The organism is Armatimonadota bacterium (assembly GCA_039679645.1).
Lineage (GTDB): Bacteria > Armatimonadota > UBA5829 > UBA5829 > UBA5829 > UBA5829.
The window spans coordinates 1-19,651 of sequence record JBDKUO010000028.1; the positions used below are offsets into that span (position 1 = coordinate 1).

13 protein-coding genes are annotated in these 19,651 nt (G+C 48.4%); 2 read left to right on the forward strand and 11 right to left on the reverse strand.

Annotation, left to right across the window (positions count from 1 at the left end; genetic code table 11):
* Positions 1 to 189: 189 nt before the first annotated feature.
* The 7 genes from ABFD83_05565 to ABFD83_05595 form a co-directional block, all read right to left on the reverse strand.
* Complete coding sequence (locus tag ABFD83_05565; protein ID MEN6356536.1) at positions 190 to 2,712, reverse strand: S8 family peptidase; 2,523 nt, start codon at positions 2,710 to 2,712, stop codon at positions 190 to 192.
* A gap of 122 nt (positions 2,713 to 2,834) precedes the next feature.
* Positions 2,835 to 3,830: an ATP-binding protein gene (locus ABFD83_05570; GenBank protein ID MEN6356537.1), complete on the reverse strand. Its 996-nt coding sequence runs from the start codon at positions 3,828 to 3,830 to the stop codon at positions 2,835 to 2,837.
* A 213-nt stretch (positions 3,831 to 4,043) separates the two neighbouring features.
* Positions 4,044 to 7,088: a type I restriction endonuclease subunit R gene (locus ABFD83_05575; protein ID MEN6356538.1), complete on the reverse strand. Its 3,045-nt coding sequence runs from the start codon at positions 7,086 to 7,088 to the stop codon at positions 4,044 to 4,046.
* Between the two features lie 17 nt (positions 7,089 to 7,105).
* Positions 7,106 to 8,089: a hypothetical protein gene (locus ABFD83_05580; GenBank protein MEN6356539.1), complete on the reverse strand. Its 984-nt coding sequence runs from the start codon at positions 8,087 to 8,089 to the stop codon at positions 7,106 to 7,108.
* The gene (locus ABFD83_05585) at positions 8,086 to 9,414 is read right to left on the reverse strand and encodes a restriction endonuclease subunit S (protein MEN6356540.1); all 1,329 of its coding nucleotides are present in this window, start codon (positions 9,412 to 9,414) and stop codon (positions 8,086 to 8,088) included. The genes ABFD83_05580 and ABFD83_05585 overlap by 4 nt, the downstream gene beginning before the upstream one ends.
* 39 nt (positions 9,415 to 9,453) lie before the next feature.
* Positions 9,454 to 10,509, reverse strand: a complete 1,056-nt coding sequence (locus ABFD83_05590; protein ID MEN6356541.1) for a virulence RhuM family protein — start codon at positions 10,507 to 10,509, stop codon at positions 9,454 to 9,456.
* Positions 10,499 to 12,055, reverse strand: a complete 1,557-nt coding sequence (locus ABFD83_05595; GenBank protein MEN6356542.1) for a class I SAM-dependent DNA methyltransferase — start codon at positions 12,053 to 12,055, stop codon at positions 10,499 to 10,501. Before ABFD83_05595 ends, ABFD83_05590 begins: the two co-directional genes overlap by 11 nt.
* A gap of 242 nt (positions 12,056 to 12,297) precedes the next feature.
* Between ABFD83_05595 and ABFD83_05600 the strand changes: the two genes are divergently transcribed.
* Positions 12,298 to 13,170 carry a tyrosine-type recombinase/integrase gene (locus ABFD83_05600; protein MEN6356543.1) on the forward strand — a complete coding sequence of 291 codons (873 nt, stop codon included), beginning with the start codon at positions 12,298 to 12,300 and terminating at the stop codon, positions 13,168 to 13,170.
* 163 nt (positions 13,171 to 13,333) lie between these two features.
* Here ABFD83_05600 and ABFD83_05605 read toward each other — a convergent pair whose 3' ends face one another.
* The 4 genes from ABFD83_05605 to ABFD83_05620 form a co-directional block, all read right to left on the reverse strand.
* Positions 13,334 to 13,789, reverse strand: coding sequence for a hypothetical protein (locus ABFD83_05605; protein ID MEN6356544.1), 456 nt, complete (start codon positions 13,787 to 13,789; stop codon positions 13,334 to 13,336).
* 427 nt (positions 13,790 to 14,216) lie between these two features.
* Entirely contained in the window at positions 14,217 to 16,964 is a 2,748-nt protein-coding gene (locus ABFD83_05610; protein ID MEN6356545.1) for a DUF3854 domain-containing protein, read from the reverse strand.
* Positions 16,957 to 17,925 (reverse strand): tyrosine-type recombinase/integrase, encoded by a 969-nt coding sequence (locus ABFD83_05615; GenBank protein ID MEN6356546.1) that lies wholly within the window; start codon positions 17,923 to 17,925, stop codon positions 16,957 to 16,959. The genes ABFD83_05610 and ABFD83_05615 overlap by 8 nt, the downstream gene beginning before the upstream one ends.
* A gap of 225 nt (positions 17,926 to 18,150) precedes the next feature.
* Complete coding sequence (locus ABFD83_05620; protein MEN6356547.1) at positions 18,151 to 18,342, reverse strand: excisionase family DNA-binding protein; 192 nt, start codon at positions 18,340 to 18,342, stop codon at positions 18,151 to 18,153.
* 83 nt (positions 18,343 to 18,425) lie between these two features.
* Between ABFD83_05620 and ABFD83_05625 the strand changes: the two genes are divergently transcribed.
* The gene (locus tag ABFD83_05625; GenBank protein MEN6356548.1) at positions 18,426 to 19,643 is read left to right on the forward strand and encodes a hypothetical protein; all 1,218 of its coding nucleotides are present in this window, start codon (positions 18,426 to 18,428) and stop codon (positions 19,641 to 19,643) included.
* Positions 19,644 to 19,651: the final 8 nt, after the last annotated feature.

The following is a 19,651-nucleotide window of genomic DNA, read 5'->3' on the forward strand; positions in this document are numbered from 1 at the left end:
GCTTTTATTGGGGTAGATTTTTTACTTTTTCCGCACATTGAATACTTGCCACGCTCACTGCTTGGGGCTTTTACTTTCTTTGAATCAACAGAATTGAGATCAGTTACAGATAACGCAATTGCCTCTAATAGTAAGCTATACTAAAACAAGGTCTGGAGTATTATAAATAGATTACTTGTTGGCGCCGGATCATAAGACATCGTTACTTTGCTGTATCTGGATGGGAGGTGCAATTCGAGTGCGAATTTCATCATACACCGCAATATCAATGCCCTCACTAACTTCTAAAGAGACAACCATGCCATAAGGGACTGGTGAAACGATTTTACCAGCCTCCTGACGACAGTTCACTTTGATTTCCATAGCATAACCATCAATAAATGGCTCTGCTTTTTCACCTTCAAAAACCTCGTGTTGAACAGTACCGCGACGAACCGCCTGCCAATCCGCATCACTTCTCGAGGGAACTAGGTTGCTGTTTTTGATCTCGAACCACAAACTAGCTGTTCTATATTTCTGTGTATTTACTGCTAAGGGAGAAAGCCAGGCAAGAGTAACGGTCAAGCGTCGCCATTCAGGACGGGAACCAAGTGAAGGCGGTAAAGGTAATCTAAAAACATGCGCTGCGCTATCCGATAGCTGCCCGAATCCTAGTAAAGAAGCTCTTTGCTTAGTGCAATTAAGCACACGCTCGATCTCTGGCATGCCGTATCCTAACCACCGAGCCAACAGTTTCTTGTGCTGCCTATTTATCTCGTTAGCTATATCAGCAGACCTAGAATAAAGGCGGTTAGCTCTTTCAACGATTTTTCTCCCGATTTCTGAATCCTTTATAACACTTAATAATCTTTCTCCCATATCAGACCACATACACCCGTGAACAAGCATTGCTTTGAGCAGAGGAGTAATGCAGACATCATCATTAAAAGCAGGCAGTTGATCATTAAGTATATCAATCAAAGAATCATAGCAGATGCCAGCAGATCTGCTTATGAGTGCAGCAGCGTTGCTTGTCCCACAACAATATGATGTTGCCGAAAGCTCTCCTTCTATTGTTCCTGGAGATGCGACCTTATTTCCAGGTGGAATACGATGGATCGCTGGTTCAATAGTTGACGGGCCTGATTTCATAACGGGTCGATAATACTGCCTACCACCTACGAATAGAATATCCGGTTTTATTGCTCTTCGATATCCACTTCCGAAAGCTGATACTGGACTAGGGAGCAACTGACCAAAAGGATCTATTCTATTTCCTACCTGAACTACATTAGAACTATCGAAATGAACTGCGCCAACAGTTATGCCATTCATGCTTTCTGCAGGGGAAAGCAATCTTCGATGTCGTGCATCTTGGTAGAGCGCTTTCACTGTAATCTTCTCAAGATCTTCGGGTGCAAGTGCGCGGAACTCATCATCAGCAATTTCAAGTGATATTTGGCTGCAATGATTTCCCGCACTAATAATAAAAAGTACATTGTACTTCACGCTAAGCCAGTCTATAAGACGTGCAATAGGGCTCATTGCATTTATAAATTGTCTACTTTTATCTCCAAAAGACAGGTTAATAACTCGAACATCTGGAGCAACGGGTCCATCTTCTCCATCGCCTTCAATCATCCTCTTGATCGCACGATGTATCAAATCTACTACGAGAACATCATCGGGCACACACTCTGGGCGGGGTGTTATAAAACAATTCTTCATGGGCTTCATAATAGGGCGGAGGTAGACGGGACGTGCAAGCGCTGCAGAGCTATCATTCATATCTCCGCGTACTATCAATGATGCCATCGACGTACCATGAATCCGTTCAGATGCGGTGTAATCTTCAGACCAATTATCTGGATCATCGATTCTTAGTCTACCTGCTAACGAAAGGTGATTTTCTATCGGGAGTCCATCTAGAATTGCAACAACCGAACTGCCAGTTGGCAAAGGTGCATCTTTGACAGTACCTCTCTCGATCTCACCATCAATATGTTGATCCCCGACTGACATCTGCCCAACAGGCCGGAAAAACATTATGTTGTCGCACTTGACTAACTCAACAGTTGGATCATCAATAATCGTTCTTACGCAATTAGCCGGCAATTCAGCTAGTATGGCATGGTATGCAATGTCTTCAAGGACACACTGGCCCAAAATTTGGCCTCCAGCTTGTTGCACCAAATTGGAAACTTCTTGTTGACTAATTATTCTTTTAGCAGTATTTTCTCTAAACCATAACTCTGCCTCAAAACGAAGCATTCTATCACCATCGTATTTGAGATCTTGGCGCCAAATATCAATGATACCAGTCTCCGAAAGGCGGTCTTGAACATCCCATCGACGGATTTCCTTGAGATGAAGAAAAGCATCGCGGAATTTGGTCATCCCTCTAACAAACTGCATATTGGGATCGGCTTGATATTGACGCCATAATGAAAGCATTTCATCCAGTGCTTTTTGATTCGTCATGACAAGATACAGACGGCCATTTAGACTCTTGTCCGGCTTTGACTCATCGAAAAAATCATCATCTGGAGCTATCTCGTCGATTTCTAGTTCGCCCAACCACTCCAAACCATCAATACACTTGACGGCTCTTGCGAAATTTTCTACACTTCCAATTGTTTCAATTACTAAGACCTGCTCTGGATCAATTCCTGCTGTTGTTTGTTGCATTTCAACTCTTCTAGTATCGAACGCCGTCTGCAACTTATTGAACATAGGAGTTAACCGCTCTCCCTGGCGATGATGAGATGGTATCGTAAGTCGGGGAAAACCACTAGACAACTTTGATTTTGAGGCATTTTCAGGATGTGGAAATAATAGGAGTGGACGCTCAGGCATCATTCACCTCCATTTTGTTGCTCCACTTTGACCGATCTTGCAGACCATTGTTGGAGTGTCTGAGAAACAATAGTTTTCATATCGGAATTTGGTTGCTCTAGCACATACTGACGAAATACTGTTATGCCGAATTCTTCTGCCTCAGCAAAATTAGATCCGACTAATCGTTTAGCTAAGACTGTGGGTGAATGACCGAAAGAGACATTTATGCGACGCTGATATCTCTCAAACCACTCTGCCAATCGAGCTGCAGTTGGCTCAGGCAGATTCATGCGAATTTGAAAACGCCGCCAAACAGCTCGATCTAGGAGTTCCGGATGATTTGTTGCACCGATAACCACCACATGACTTGGCAGACTATCAACCTGTAGAAGCAATGAACTAACCACACGTTTGATCTCGCCTGTTTCGTGAGTATCGCCACGCTCCTTACCTAGGGTCTCGAACTCATCAAAAAACAATACACATTTTCTAGTTGAAGCATATTCAAATAGCTTTCTTAGCCGAACTGCTGTCTCACCTAGGTAAGTGCCTACAATGCTCTCGTACCGCACAACCAGAAGTGGAACAAGTAAAGCTTCTGCGATGGCCTCGGCTAAAGATGTCTTTCCATTACCAGGAGGTCCGATAAGAAGCACACGATTTCTGGGTTCTAAATTGTAAGAACGCAGTAGATCAGAACGATGGTGCTCTTGTACAAGACTCTGACATATCTGAAGAACTGAGTTAGGCAGTATTAGATCTGCCAGTTTTTTTTGAGGAATGGTCTCATGAACCAGGTTCCCCGTACGCTGATCAAAAACTGGTGTTCCGTTAGTAGCGGGGCGATCCATAAGTGGTGCGCAGTTCAGAAGCCCCTCAAGTTTCTCAGCAAGTACCTGATGTTGTTTCGCTCTTTCTTCAGCTATAATAGCTTCAACGACTTTTCGCTGTGTAGCCTTGTCACCCTGCATGCCTGATTGAACCAGGCGAACTAAGAGGTCCGCTCTTGCCATTATCCATCTCCAATCATAATACCCGCATGGTTAACCACATCAGCAGCTTAGATTATTATTGTGATTTCCAGTTTTTAGCAACATCACTTTCTGTCACTATACTAGCAAATGCGATCAATGGTGTGTCGAAAGCTTAGCACAGCTTAGGTTATCCCGTCAATATCCAGGGCACAAATGCAACTCAGGTTGTTACTACTTTCTGGACGATATTTATTACACCCAATCTGCGCAAAGCACTTCTGCTTGTTCCAGCACAGTTATTGTAGCGGTTTCTTGTTTGTCTGGCGGATAGCCATACTTACGAAGAATGCGCTTAACAAGAACTCTCAGATGAGCTCTTACGTTCTCCCGCAGTGTCCAATCGATAGTGACATTATTACGAACTGTTTCAACCAGTTCCCGCGCAATGGTTCTTAGTGTCTCATCACCAAGTACTTTAACGGCACTATCATTTGTTTCCAGTGCATCATAAAAAGCGATCTCATCGTTAGTTAATCCAAGATCTTCTCCGCGCTTATCAGCTTCGCGCATTTCCTTCGCCAACTGTATTAACTCTTCAATAACTTGTGCTGTCTCAATCGCACGGTTTTGGTAGCGTCTCAAAGATCGCTCTAGCATATCTGCAAATGATCGAGCCTGCACGACATTTCGCTTCGAGCGTGTCTTTATCTCTCCTCTTAGGAGCCTCTGTAGCAGTTCGACTGCCAGATTGCGCTGCGGCATATCTCGAACTTCTGCCAGAAACTCATCGGAGAGTATGGAGATATCCGGCTTCTTCAGTCCGGCTGCGGCGAAGATGTCCACAACCTCGTCAGAGACCATCGCTTTGGAGATGATTTGGCGAATAGCGTGGTCGAGGTCCTCGTCTGCCCTGGACTCCCCGGGCGCACTCTTGGCGAACACCGCTCGCACGGCTTGGAAAAAGCCCACATCGTCGCGTATGCGCAGCGCGTCCTCATGTGGCACTGCTAAGGCGAACGACTGAGAAAGCTCTCTCACGGCTTGCATCAGGCGGTTCTTGCCGTCCTCTTGCGCCAGGATATGCTCTTGTGCCGCCGGAAGCAGCGACAGCCGTTCGTTCGCTGTGCCCGTTGTCCAGAGTGACCAGTCAAAGCCATGGAATAATGCCGCGCAGACTTCGTGCTTTGCAAGCATCAACGCTACAGCTTCGGCCTGATCGACTACCGCGCTGCCGGTACCGCCGCTCTCGGTATAGGTCGCCAATGCTTGCTTCAGCTCGTCGGCCAGACCCAGGTAATCGACAACCAGCCCGCCCGGCTTGTCTCTGAACACGCGATTGACGCGGGCAATAGCCTGCATCAGTCCGTGCCCGTGCATCGGCTTGTCCAGATACATTGTGTGCAGACTGGGAGCATCGAAGCCGGTGAGCCACATATCGCGAACGATGACTATCTGGAACGGGTCCGCTGGATTCCGAAATCGCTTAGCGAGCTCTTCGCGGCGTGGTTTGTTACGAATGTGGTTCTGCCATTCCAGCGGGTCCGAGGCCGAGCCGGTCATCACGACCTTGAGCATTCCGCGGTCGTCGTCATCCCCATGCCATCCCGGCCGCAGCTCAACGAGTGCGTTATACAGCTCAACAGCGATGCGGCGGCTCATGCACACGATCATGGCCTTGCCGTCCATAGTGGCGAGGCGGTCCTCGAAATGGTCAACCATGTCCTGGGCGATCAGTTTGATGCGGTTCTCCGAGCCAACCACTGCTTCGAGCTGCGCCCACTTCGTCTTCAGCTTCTCTTTGCGCTCGATCTCCTCGCCTTCGGTTGCCTCCTCGAAGTCCGGATCGATCTTGGGTTTCTCCGACTCCCTCAGTTCCAGCTTGGCAAGGCGGCTCTCGTAGTAGATCGGGACTGTAGCTTTGTCCTCCACCGCGCGTTGAATATCGTAGACATTGATATAGTCGCCGAATACCGCGCGGGTGTTCGCGTCGGTCTTCTCGATGGGGGTACCGGTGAAACCGATGAACGAGGCGTTAGGCAACGCGTCGTGCATGTGCCGGGCGAAGCCGTCAATGAAGTCATACTGGCTGCGATGCGCTTCGTCAGCGATCACTACGATGTTGTGTCGCTCCGAAACCGGCTCCCGGTCGCCTTCGGTTTCCGGGAAGAACTTCTGAATTGTGCTGAACACCACACCGCCGGATGCGACAGCAAGCTTCGCCCGCAAGTCGGCACGATCAGCGGCCTGCACGGGGGCTTGACGCAGCAAATCCCGGCAGCGGGCGAACGTGCCAAATAGCTGATCATCCAGATCATTGCGGTCTGTAATCACGATTACTGTGGGATTCTCCATTGCCGGGTGCAGGATCACGCGACCGGCATAAAAGGCCATCGTAAGGCTCTTGCCCGATCCTTGAGTATGCCAGACCACACCGACGCGATGATCACCGCCTGCTTGAGCTGCCTTGACTGTGGACTCCAGCGCGGCATTCACTGCGTGGAACTGGTGATACCCCGCGATCTTCTTTATCACCTCTCCGCCGCCTGCGTCCTCGAAAAGAATGAAGTAGCGGATCAGGTCAAGGAAATGCCTCTTCTCAAAGACTCCCTCAAGCAGCGCCTGCAGTTGAGTGCCTGGCGTCTCATCAAGCGCTCGCCAGGGTTTGAACCACTCTTTGCCAGCTCCAAGCGCACCAACGCGCGCCTCAAGTCCATCGGAAACCACGAGCGCGGCGTTCGTGGCGAAGATTGCCGGAATCTGCGCCTGGTAGGTTTGAAGTTGCCGATGTGCCGACCAAATATCGGCATTTTCATCTGTCGGGTTCTTGAGCTCAAGCACAGCCAGCGGCAGTCCGTTCACAAACACCACCACATCAGGGCGCCGCGTGTGCTGTCCCTCGGCCACGGTGAACTGATTGATGGCCAGCCAGTCGTTGTTGTCTGGCTCGTCGAAATCGAGCACACGCGCTTGCGCACCGGCAATAGAGCCATCACTGCGGCGATACTCCACCGTCACTCCATCTATGAGCAGCCGATGTAGGGCGCGGTTGCGCTCCACCAGCGATGGCGCATCAACGCACGTGAGCTTACGATATGCGTCCTCCAGGGCCTCACTAGGCAGGTCCGGGTTCAGTCGAACGAGCGCTTGCCATACACGCCCTTCCAGAACTACGTCACGGTAGTCAGGGTCGCTACGCTCAGCGCCCGGCGTTCCCGCCGCAATGTCAGGGCCGTGGAGCGCTGTGTAACCCAATGCCTCAAACCAGGCGAGGGCAGCCTCTTCGACCACGGATTCCATAAAGCTCCTCTCGCTCACTATGCAGTGCCTCCCTCTTGTTCGGGTTGAAAAAGTGACTCCAGCGTTCCCACTTGATGTGAACTCGATATTCGCTGTTCTGCTTCATGCGTAAACAAGTTAAAGCAGTTGATCATTGAGAACGGGTCAAACTGATGCAGTAGAAGATCAGCGTTTTCGTCTGGCGAGTGATCGAGCGAGAAAGTGCGCTCGTCTTCACCGGAGTAGACAAAGTCGGTGTTGGTTAGCTCGACACGACCGTCTGAATCTACTGTCTTCAAATACACGTTCTGCTCGAAGTGCACAAATCCGGCATGTCGAATAGTCGGTCGCACACAGCCGGCATATCTTTCATCTAGCTCATCTACGATGTTCCGGGATTCCATAACTGCGGCTACTGTGTCTTCGTAAGCACGTGGGTCAATGGCGTATAGCGCCTCGCTAACGGCATAAGGCTGACCTGCGACGACTACGGGCTCGTCAGCCATGTCCAAGAGTCTGTCCACAGTGGGGTTTCTTGGTTGTGGGGCGTCTGCCATTGGGAGCCTCTGCTGCAGACTCTCCTCCAGCACCTGTTCCACATCGGCAATCTCAAAGAGCATGGCGAATGTGTCCAGGGCAGCGGCTCGAAGCGCTGCAATGTGGTCACTCTCAGGAACGCCGCCAGCAGCGTGATACTGGTCGTTCCTGATGCTGTGGTAGAACACGACCTCGTCATTAGGAATTCTCAGTGTCCATCCTCGGCGCTCTGCTTCCTGCCGCAGGAATTCCAGCTTGGTGTGGTAATTGGACTTCCATTGCTCAATATCCTCCCGCCTATAAGTCCTGTTACTGCGTTGTATTGGATTGAGGCCGAGATAGGTCGTGATTGCTACCTCGATAGCGTTGTCGAAGCATATGTGAGCAATACGTCGGTCGAAATCATCTCCATCGCGTAGATGAAGTTCTGCGTGGACGATAAGCTCGAAGGCAGCCTTTGTCCACGGCTTCAGTCTGGTGCTCATAGTGATCGCCCGATGATGCTTGCAGCGTCTGGTATCGGCAACTCCCCTGAGATGAGCTTAGCGAGAAGCGTATCGCGGATGTCGGCGAGGGTGCCAGACTCGCTCTCGGCCTGCGCAATTCTCTGCAGCAGGGGTTCGACAGCCTCGCTGAACGCGACAAGGACTGGAATGTCAGCTCGGATCACTTGCGTTGCGGCCACTACCTCCGGGCGAACTGCGGGATAAGCACCGCCATCCGCCAAATGCGAGAGCAGTTCAATGTTGTCCATCGCCGTGGCTGCCAGATACACGAACTCAGCACACTCCTCTTCTCGCGGGCGCAACGTAGCGAAGCCGGTGCTGCCGGTAAGTCCCTCACGTGAGATGAACGCATAGGAACCGTTACCAGGTCGGACCGTGCCAACAATGGTATCGCGTGGCCGCAGCACACGCTGAGCCCGATTTGGCGCATCATCTTGTAGATATGTTGTTACGGCCTCAATGCGACCCCACTTGGTGTTCGTCAGGTCAACATAGCTGATCACATCGGGACGTGTTGTTTTGGACCAGCTCTCGGGGTTCAGCAAGGCGAGATCACCAATCGTCCCGACCAACCATCCTTTCGGAATCTTCCCTAACTCCGAATCCTCGAAAGCATCCGGGAACAGGTTGGCGATGTGTGGGGCCAGGCCGACGGGTTTCTGTCCAGCAGCTTTGGCGCGCACAGGGTCAAAGTCCACGAACCAGCTCTTGAAGATCGCCCGCGCCATAGCCTCCAGCGTCTCATTCATGCGACGGTTCAACTCGATCTTGTCGTCAAGCGCTCCAAGAATGCAGGCGATGGCCTGCTGCTCAGGGAGGGGAGGAAGAGAAACTTCAATTGATCTAAGAGAAGCAAGCGGGCTGCCGATTCCAGGTGTTCCGACGGTCGATGCATGCTCCATCAGCTTATGATGGCCTGTTCGTGAGCGAAAGAAGTAGAAGAGATAGAGCGGCTCGACCAATGATCGATTGCATGTGAGCTTCATCAAGCTGGTCGAGAGAACATATCGCGGTCGAGCTGATCCGACAATGCCCACTGTGCCGATGCTGCCACGATGGGGAAACACCAGATCGCCATCCGTTACATTTTGGGATATCAATTGATCTGCAAACTCTGGCGTGATGAAAACGAAGTCGTTTGTGAACTGCTTCGTGTCCGATATATTGTTCCCGCGTATCACGGGAACACCCGATGGAACGTACGTATCGCTCTTCATTCTCGAGCCAAATGGGCCGATAGCAATGGCGGCTGGCACATCTGCTTTCAACTGGTCGATAGTGTAGCGCTTCCATTCACTCGCCATAGCCGATATCCTCCAGGCTGGCCCAGATAAGCTTCACTATCATTGCGCACCGCCTTTCTTGCCGCGTCTGGGCTTCCTCTTCTTCGCCTCGGCTTCCAACTTTTCAAGCTCATCGACAGCTTCGACAAAATGACGATCAACAGGCTGAGGCAGCGCCGCTTGGGCTTTGCGGTACTTCTCATATTCTAGCTCTGCTTTCAGCTTGGCAGCCTCATGCGATATGGTTCCGGCATGGTTCAGGATGTCACGGTCGCTGATGCGGATAAAGTCGTCCAGCTTAGCTATCCAGCTCGCCATTGTCATCGGCTTCCGTGTCACGGCTTGTAGTTCGGCGAAATCAAGATACGCCGAAACGATCAGATTGAGCGCTTTTAACTCTTCTTCGCAGAGGTAGTTCTTGGCGACGCATACATCGCCTTTGCGCGGTCTATCACCGGTCCAATTCATCAAGCCCATATTCGGCTTATCAGCGTCCGCCCTCGTGTGGACGATCTCGGCGGCGGTCTGCCCGGCAATAGCCCAATGCATCTTATTCTGCACGGTTTGGAAGAAGCGTTTTGAGGTTTCTACGTTCGGGTCGTAGTCGACACTGGTGGCGTATATATCGAGCACCTTCCGCCAAAAGACCCGTTCGGATGAGCGGATGTCTCGGATGCGCTCGAGCAGTTCATCGAAGTAGTCGCCGCCCCCTGCCTCCTTCAGGCGCTCGTCATCCATCGTAAATCCCTTCACGATGTACTCCCGCAGCCTTTGAGTAGCCCAAATGCGGAACTGCGTGCCACGAAGCGACTTGACACGGTAGCCGACGGAGATGATCACGTCAAGGTTGTAGTGAGCTACGTTGTAGCTCTTGCCATCAGCGGCAGTTGTTCGGAAATTCCGAACAACTGAATCCGCATCCAGTTCCCCCTCCTCAAATACATGCTTGATATGCTCGCTGATGTTTGCCTTGCTTGATTGGAACAGCTCGACCATCTGACCTTGGGTCAGCCAGACGGTTTCGCCTTCAAACCGGACGCTTACTCGTGTCAGGCCATCTTCTGTCTGATAGATCACAAACTCATTGGGAGTGCTGGGAACAATCTCATTTGCCATCACTGATATCCTCCAGATTCGCCCAGATGAGTTTGTCGAGATTCTCAGATTGGGCGGTCTGCTCGCGGAGTTGGGCGGTCAGACGCGCCATCTTGTCCTCGAACGGCTCGCCATCGTCCTCCACCTCGGCCGCGCCCACATATCGGCCCGGAGTGAGTATGTGGTTGTGCTTGCGGATATCATCGAGTGTAGCTGCCTTGCAGAATCCGGGAACATCTTCATAGGCCCCGGCAGCCTCGTCATCGCGCCAGGCATGGTAGGTATCGGCAATCGTCGCTATGTCTTCGTCTGTCAGCTCGCGGTGCACGCGGTCGACCAGCGTGCCCATCTTGCGCGCGTCGATAAAGAGTGTCTCGCCTCGCCGGTCGCGGAATCTGCCGTTCTTCTTGTGGCGAGCGATGAACCATAGACACACCGGTATCTGCGTAGAGTAGAAAAGCTGGCCGGGCAGCGCAACCATGCAATCCACCAGATCAGCTTCAACGATGTTCTTACGAATCTCTCCCTCGCCGGACTGGTTCGTAGACATCGAGCCGTTGGCGAGTACGAAGCCCGCGAGGCCGGTAGGCGCGAGATGATAGATGAAGTGCTGGACCCAGGCGTAGTTGGCGTTCCCGGCAGGCGGCGTGCCGTATTTCCAGCGCTTGTCGTCCTTCAAGAGGTCGCCTCGCCAGTCGCTGTCGTTGAACGGTGGGTTGGCCAGCACATAGTCGGCCTTGAGATCGGGGTGGCGGTCATTGTGGAATGTGTCGCCGTGAGCAATCTGCGCATCGATGCCACGGATTGCCAGGTTCATCTTAGCCAGCCGCCAGGTCGTGTAATTCGACTCCTGGCCGTAGACGGAAATGTCGCCGATAGTGCCGCTGTGAGCCTCGATGAACTTCTCGCTCTGGACAAACATCCCACCCGAGCCGCAGCATGGGTCGTATACGCGCCCCTTGTAGGGGGCAAGAATCTCCACCAGCACGCGCACTACGTGCGCAGGTGTATAGAACTGTCCGCCGCTCTTTCCTTCGGCACTTGCGAAACGAGCAAGGAAGTACTCGTAGACGCGGCCTAAAGTATCCTTGGCACGGTCCGCAGGGCTTCCAAGGGCTATATCACTTACCAAGTTGATGAGCTGACCAAGGCGCTGTTTGTCAAGACCGGGACGTGCGTAGTCTTTAGGAAGCACACCCTTCAGCGAAGAGTTGTCGCGCTCGATTGCGATCATTGCTTCATCCACAAGGGTACCAATGGTGGATTGTGGGGCATTGGCTTTCAGATGCTGCCATCGTGCCTCTTTGGGCACCCAGAAAATGTTGAATGCACGATATTCGTCCCGATCTTCCGGATCCGCACCCTGATCACGTTGAGTATCCAACTCGATATACTTCGTTTCAAAAGCATCAGATATATACTTAAGAAATATCAGCCCGAGGACGACATGCTTATACTCTGCCGCGTCCATATTGTTTCGCAATGCGTCGGCTGCAGCCCACAGTTTTGCTTCAAAGCCAAGATTTGCACCATTGCCGTTGAAATTAATGTTCTTTTCTATTGCCATTGAACATGTCCTAAACTATTTCCCGAGCTTGTTTGATACGGGCTATCATAGAAAGAAAGATTGGAAGTCTTTTCGGAAAAAGTGTGGTTGAGCGTTTCCAAAATTATACTCCATCTTTCGGTGAAGTTCCAACCCCATCAGTATTATTTCAAACCACTCTATAGTATTCTAGCTTATTATGTGGTATATTGTATGCAAGGTAACCTTAATTATCTTGCATTCAAAAGACAGAGGATAAGCCAGTGGAGACATCTATTACTGATCGAAATGAAGCTGTATGTTTACTATCAAGTGACGAGAAGAAGATGATTAATCTATGGCTTCAGCAGAATGATAGTCCGCAGACCAGAAGATCCTACTTGAGGACAGCGTCGGAATTTGTTGCGTTTGTTGATAAACCGCTGGTAGGTGTAACTCGTATAGACATTCAGGAGTATAAGAATCATCTGATTGCATCTGATCTAAAGCCAGCCAGCATTAATCAAAGACTGGCTGCTGTGAAGTCTCTGTTATCGGATCTACACAGATCTGGTTATCTGAAGATCAACGTAGGAGCTGCAGTAAAACTACTAAAGGTTCCTGATAGACTGGCAGAGAGGATTCTTGAGCAGCATGAGATTGTTAAGATGATTGCATTAGAAGATAACCCTAGAAACCACGCGATACTTGAGATTCTATATTATACTGGTGCTCGTGTATCTGAGTTAGTCTCTCTGACTTGGAAAGACCTCCAGCCGAGGGATCAGGGAGGACAGGTCACACTTTACGGCAAAGGTGGCAAGACACGCTGGGTCAGACTCAATGATCGGATATGGAATTCCGTCCAGGCATTGAGAGAAGATGCAGGTATCGATGATCCTGTCTTCATATCAAGAAAGCATGGACCCTTAGATACATCCCAAGTTTGGAGGATTGTGAGAGCATCTGCGAAGCGGGCCGGTATTCAAGGAAACGTTTCACCACATTGGCTACGTCACGGTCATGCCTCTCATGCTTTAGATGCTGGTTGCCCTGTGCATGTGGTAAAAGATACACTCGGACACTCAAGCCTCGCGACAACAAGTCGCTATGCCCATGCAAGGCCAACCGAATCTAGCTCAGATTATCTTCCATAGTTATCATATAATTGCCTACACAGTTGGATTACTGGATCACCTAATAAAGTCATTCAGGGTCAGCAATTTAATATGATCTCAGCAAAATGTTCCGTCAGTAAGCTCTAGCCATTCTGATGATCCAATATGCCCTTTGCCGACCCTGAAGTCCCCTATACAGACCCTATTCTTCAGTATTAGCATCTAGCCAATCGTTGAGATTGATAGCAATTAAATCAGCTGTTTCATCGTCACAATGTTCATTAAGCAACATTTGTAGCTGTTGGTTATATCCAGCAAAGAAAGTCGCAAATTTGTTCATGTTAGCAGAATCTGGCTTATATATATTGAGTGCTTTCAGAACGTGAACTGCAGCTGAGACATCACCACTATTTGCTGCATTAGTCAATGTTTTGGCAGCATTGTCTGCATTATCTGTAAGCCGCTTTTTGGCCTTTTCTGTCGCTGTTTGTCTAAGTGCATTCAAGCGTTCCATAAACGCTGGAGAGCTTGACCATCGGCGTACTGTGCGTTCACTCACACCTATCTGGCGGGCAATTTCTGTAAATCTACCATTGCAATCCCACCAGACTTGCATGGCTTTTTCCTGAGCTATTGAAAAACGGACATTATCGGACATTTCGATAAATCCTCCTTCCTATGTATCTATTCATATCTATGAATCTGGATGTCCCTTCTGACGAGGTTAGCTCTTGACTTCTCTCATTGTTGATTCACTCCCTTGCTAATCCGGTATGTATCATAACGATTAAGGATTTCTTCGCCAGCACCCAACTCGACTAATGTGTCCATAAGGCTTTGGCCATCCTGCCAGTATCGAAACCTAGGTGGGCAATCGTGAGGAATCACCAGATCCCCACAATTGTTAAAATAAGGCCACCTAAGGTTAGCTTCTTCGTTCAGTTCTGCGATGATCTTCGCGCGATTATGGCGAGCTTTCTTAAGAATACTTTGAGGCACTTTGTCTGCTGGTCCTATCCTTGGCTGCCCATTAATAAGACGGATCATTATTCGTCGCTTTCGAAGGTGTGCCAGATACGATACTTTCATAAAGGTAATCCCCAATCTGTATCTATGGCTTGGTCTCTCGCACTGACCACACTGACCTCTCCGCCCTCAGCATTAAAATCTGAGCTTGTAGGTACCGACAGTGGTCGGTTAACTGGGTCGGTTTTTAACATGCCAGAGCTTGCAGACTGACCAACTACCTGACCAGGCGTTTGCTGCACAGGAAGATGATCTATTACTTCTGGGTCAGTTTGGTCTGTAAGGTCAGTTCCTTGCGGATAGATACTCTCCACGCTCATATGCAATACAGAACGACGTTTATTAGACAGCCATCGCCTTACTGTAAGTGTATTCCGAGATTCCTCACATGAAATTAGTAATCCTTTCTCTAATAGTCTCTTCTGGAGTGTCTTACGATTAATTGTGAAAGGCTCTCCCATATCTTGCGAAAACTGTTTTGCAACAGCTAGAGCACTTTCAGGATCAAGGAATAGATTAGTCTCATCTACCCATCCAATTTTGGATCCGCGGGGAATGTAGTGTGTGCTGCCAACATTGTTGTTAGGAACCTTTTGCCATCCCCAAGACTCTGGATCGGCTGGAGTAGCATCATCTGCAGTCGAAAGGAAAGCATCACCGCGTGTAATTGCAGAACGCAACAATTCAATGAATCTGCTTGCTGGTTCATACTCCGTTTGATGCTGTTGCTGTGACAACGCCTGTTTTCTTAGAGCAGAAAGTCCTCGCTCCCATAATGAACATGCAGCTTCCTCACTTAATGCTGATACATCCTTTGCATAATCAAGAAACAGCTTTAAGCCTGTAAGTAATTTAGCTACATTATCAGGTGCCCGCATATGAGATTTGGTTAATGCAATTCCGTCTCTTAGGTTGCGCTGCATTTCGCTAAGTCCACCGCTAAGATCCTGATATTGAGGTGAAATCCATCTCACAAAACCAGCCAATGCCTTTGCGTATTCACCTGAGGCAGCATCTTTCTGACATTCAGTGAGAAATTGCCAGTCTATATCGTCCTTAGTTATCTCGACAATAAGAGTTCTTGCTCGTAGAGACTGTCCTGAGGGAACATCTTCGCCTGTGCTCAATATCATACAGCGCGGTGGTTTTGACGGTCTAATAGAGGAATCAGCACGCATTCGAATTCTACTCGAGTTATTTCCTTGCGCACGGAGAATACGATCTGCATCTCGATTTAGTTTTGCAGCATCAGCTGATGATCCTGTATAAATGAAGTCATCAATTACAAACAGTGCATTTTTAGCATGAAATGCAAGCGACTCTAGTGCATTAGAAGTACTAGTCCAGGATCCTGGTAGATGTCTCGCATCCAGCTTTGGTCCCCAGTGCTGCTGGCAAAGAGCGACAAGTTCGCTTTTACCAGTTCCTGTAGCGCCTGTGAGGAAAACTGATACATCTGGGATCATTACAGCAGATGCCCATATTGCACAAAAGAGCGGGAATACTATCTCATCAGGGGCCACATCAAGTATTCTAAGCGAAGATTTTATTGCCTGGCCTATATCACTTCCTACAGGTGGTTCAGGTAGCTGAAATGATGACATAGAATCGGGTAATCTTACTTCTACGAGAGAATTATTACCATCTGGACCTATAGCTCCTCCTGCGTGTAAATAGTGCCAGACACCATCAATCTCCCGCCAACCTGTATGGCTAAACACAATTCGTTGTGTAATATCATTGCTGGTCAACTGAATTGCAGCACGAGCGCGATCACGACTGCTATTTCCAGGATAGACAACAGCTTTGGCTCCTAAAAACTCAGTAACCCACCCCATACCATCAAATCTGCTGGATGGAATGTTAATTATAGTAGTCCGATCTCCAAGATGACCTTCAATTTCGAAGAAGCGGTTAGATTCAGAACCATCATCTATTACCAGTTCCGCCTTTATCTCAGCACTGAAATTAGTGAGTGGAACCAGCACTGAACCTTCAGTAGTCTCTTTGGACCATATAAGCCCAGATGGAGTTGATCTATATGGATGTGTTTGTTCAATTGGATTGTTTTCAATTACAGGCTTTAACTGATTAGATGCCAATTGCAGCAGATCATTTAAGTCATTGCCGCTGGCTAGAAAGTCATCCAGACCAACTTTGGCACCACCCTCACAAGCAGGAAGGTAAATCACAGATGCCTTGGCACCTCTTTGCTCAAGGAATGGCTTGATCCTCTCCATTGCCTTGTAGACCGCTGGTTTCAGCACCACATCTGAGTCGAAGCAGATATATACCTGCCTATCATTCAGAGCAACCATCTCCCAATCAGGTAGTGCAACCTTACCTCCAACATCATTTGATCCTCGCCAATTCCATACGCCAAGAAGATCTATGCAGCAGATGCCACGGCTCGCCGCTGAATCCGCCTTACGTACCCCCTCTGTTATAAATAGAGGTACGTTGGGATCCGACAAATGTCTTAAACAGCTAGGTGGAACATCAAGTGCCAGCTTACTTTTTGCCGGTGTCTCATATTTCACCGCCTTACCATCTCTTATTCGTGGTTGATTGGGGCGAATCTGATAATTAACTATCTCACCTAATACACTGCGGATTGGAAGTAACAGCGCGGGTACCCGACACTGTGACTCAGCAAAACCAAGACTCCGCAGTTCAGACTTTTTCATTATTGAGCGGTAGCCTCTTTGCAAAGCAACTTCCTCTGCTATTCCTGAATCAACTATTAGTTTCTTATGTATAGGAAGAAGTTCATCTGGTTTTGGTGTATTTGTAAAATGCTCAGGCAATTCGTTTCCTCCTCCCTGTCGGTTTCGGCGACTGGAGTCGATCTGCCGGTGAATACATACGATGACGCTCCAGTGCATCTGTTTGGCTAAGCTCACAGTAACGACGGGTCATAGTCAAATCGCTATGGCCGAGTATTTTCTGAAGACTGAAAACATCACCGCCTGCTCGCAAGTAATTGACAGCAAAAGTATGTCGAAGTGTGTGGGGTGAGCATCTCACCCCAGTTATTCCTGCTTGCTTGCATCTCTTTTTAATCACAGCACCTAACCGATGACGCTCCAGTGGATCTCCATAACACGTGATAAATAATTGACTGGCTTCAACTTCAGGGCGTCTGGCAATATATTGGGCCAGTGCCAAGCGCGTAGCCTTTCCGAAAGATACAAGCCTTTCTTTATCACCTTTACCAATGACACTGATAGTTTGAGCATACCAGTCAATACTCTCGAGTCGTATATCACAAAGCTCGCTGGCTCTTAGCCCGCAATCATATAAAATAAGGATCATAGCCTTATCTCGGATTCCCTGAAAGCTCTTATTGCATGTAGCAAGCATGGCTTCTACTTGTTCAGCACTAAATGTCTCTATCAAGCGTTTTTTACAACGAATCTTGGAAATGCCTGCAGATGGGTTATTATCGAGGAAGCCTTCCTCCAAAAGAAAACCAAAGAACGCTTTCAAAGTAATAACACTGTGGTTTGCAGTAGTAGGACTATGCTCGTTCATCTCCACGTTAAGGAATTCCCGAATCGTCTGCCGCGTGACGTCCCGAGGAGCTGATATACCTGTATGCTTAGCTAAAAACCTCTGGAATGAATCCAGACGATATCGATAGTAGAGCAATGTATTTTCTGAGAGGTTCTTCGCCCGGCAAAAAACCATGAACGCATCTATTGCAGAAGGTAAGCTATCAGCAGGTCGAATTACTTCACTGATTCTTATAGATGTACCTTGCGCCATCACTAATGCCTCCTTCCTAGTTGTGGGATCATACCGTGTAATTCCGGTCCTCTGTTTCCACGGCGAATGTGCTGTGGGTGATTTACATAGCAGCTTTTGGTTTTGCTTGCCTCTATTTTATGTTTAGGGTAGAATGCGAGTGACGTTACGCATTCGATTCGTGGCGTCTGGCGCCTGTGGGACTGCCGTGCCAAGGTTCTGTCCTCAGGCGCCTCTTCATACCTACTAATCAAGATCATTCTTCCTTCCTGCCTCTGCGAGCATACGATTGAGTGCCTCAACTGGCACTCGCATTTTTTTGCCTAATCGAAGGACGGGGATGACTCCCTCGCGAGCTAATCGGAAAGCCACACTTCTGCCAACACCGATTCGCCGTCCAGCTTCTGGCACGCTTATTGTCCATTCAGATTGGTTCATAATATCCTCCTATAGAATATGAATTGGCACTATAGCTCAGTGCGTGTTATTATAGTATCAAGTTCCTTTTAAGGTGATGATAAATGGACCCTTTGAGTATTGAAAAAAAATTGCTTGATCATGTAAAAGTAAAACTAAGAGAACTGATAGAGCAGCCATTGACAGAAGTGTTGTGGCAAATACTATGTAAACATCGGGAATGGGATCTAGAAGATATACGCTGTAATGAAGATGCTGAAGATGTCGCCGAGCTTATGGCAGAAGATGCTGAATTGCTTATAGAATATGAAAATACATTTGAAACAAGTGAAACTGACCCTAGGAGTAAATCAGGCATAGGAAAGAAACATACAATGCAGATGGAAGTAAACCGACAACTCAGCGATATAGAACAATTGCATGCAAATGCCTTATCTTTCTACTTCGTCAATCGCGCGGAGCAATATCGTGGGTTGATTGATTTTCGCAATTCATTTCTAGGCGGTAATCTTCTTTCTGAAGAACAATCAATAGAATTCCTAGAATCACCGGCTTGCCGTTTAATTTCAACAAGTGATTTTAGAAAATATGAAATCCCCTATTTAGGACATACTGCCATAATCAAGTCAAAGGAAACAGATTGGGATATTCCTGCATCTGCGCTGGGTAGGCCTCACAGATATCCCACGCTCCGGATTAATCGCTATAAAGTATTTGTGGATCCACCTGGAAGAATATTTGAAGCAGAAACATCAACATATATCGAGACTAAAGCAGGAAAGAAATGGTTCGATATTTATCGACTACTATATAAACAATCCAATTCAACATGTGTTGTAGGCGATATTGCCAGAATGTCTGTGCTTTATGAATTGTGGGAACTCGTCAATGATTTAATGGAAGATTATGGTTTTATGGAAGAGGATCTTCCGCTCTTTGTATTAAGTGGCAAACAACCCCGTGTATCTCCTATTCATTATAGCGATCTTGAAGGCGATTGGGCACGCGGCACAATCACTATGAGAGTGGCACCATGGGTCTCGTCAAAGTCAGTTAAGAGAGCATATATGATGGCCCAAAAGGTTGCATTAGGATGTGAGGCTCGAACTACCAGTGAGAAGATTATAAGCCTATTCAGATTCATCACTGTAATAGGTGAACCAAAAAATCAAAGCCAATGGCAGACAAGGTACAACGAGTGGAATACGATGTATCCCAAATGGCACTATGATTCGCTAAAACAGTTTAGGCGAGACTACTATTACCGCGGCAAAAAGAAGTTAGTGTCAAAACACTATTGGGAAAGATTGACCGACCAGTGACGGTCGGT

Coding starts and splice junctions, on each gene's coding strand:
- ABFD83_05580 (MEN6356539.1), bottom strand. CDS start 8,089: ATGAGCACCAGACTGAAGCCGTGGACAAAGGCTGCCTTCGAGCTTATC.
- ABFD83_05620 (MEN6356547.1), bottom strand. CDS start 18,342: ATGAACCAATCTGAATGGACAATAAGCGTGCCAGAAGCTGGACGGCGA.
- ABFD83_05585 (MEN6356540.1), bottom strand. CDS start 9,414: ATGGCGAGTGAATGGAAGCGCTACACTATCGACCAGTTGAAAGCAGAT.
- ABFD83_05575 (MEN6356538.1), bottom strand. CDS start 7,088: ATGGAATCCGTGGTCGAAGAGGCTGCCCTCGCCTGGTTTGAGGCATTG.
- ABFD83_05615 (MEN6356546.1), bottom strand. CDS start 17,925: ATGGCGCAAGGTACATCTATAAGAATCAGTGAAGTAATTCGACCTGCT.
- ABFD83_05590 (MEN6356541.1), bottom strand. CDS start 10,509: ATGGCAAATGAGATTGTTCCCAGCACTCCCAATGAGTTTGTGATCTAT.
- ABFD83_05595 (MEN6356542.1), bottom strand. CDS start 12,055: ATGGCAATAGAAAAGAACATTAATTTCAACGGCAATGGTGCAAATCTT.
- ABFD83_05570 (MEN6356537.1), bottom strand. CDS start 3,830: ATGGCAAGAGCGGACCTCTTAGTTCGCCTGGTTCAATCAGGCATGCAG.
- ABFD83_05605 (MEN6356544.1), bottom strand. CDS start 13,789: ATGTCCGATAATGTCCGTTTTTCAATAGCTCAGGAAAAAGCCATGCAA.
- ABFD83_05625 (MEN6356548.1), top strand. CDS start 18,426: ATGGACCCTTTGAGTATTGAAAAAAAATTGCTTGATCATGTAAAAGTA.
- ABFD83_05565 (MEN6356536.1), bottom strand. CDS start 2,712: ATGTTCAATAAGTTGCAGACGGCGTTCGATACTAGAAGAGTTGAAATG.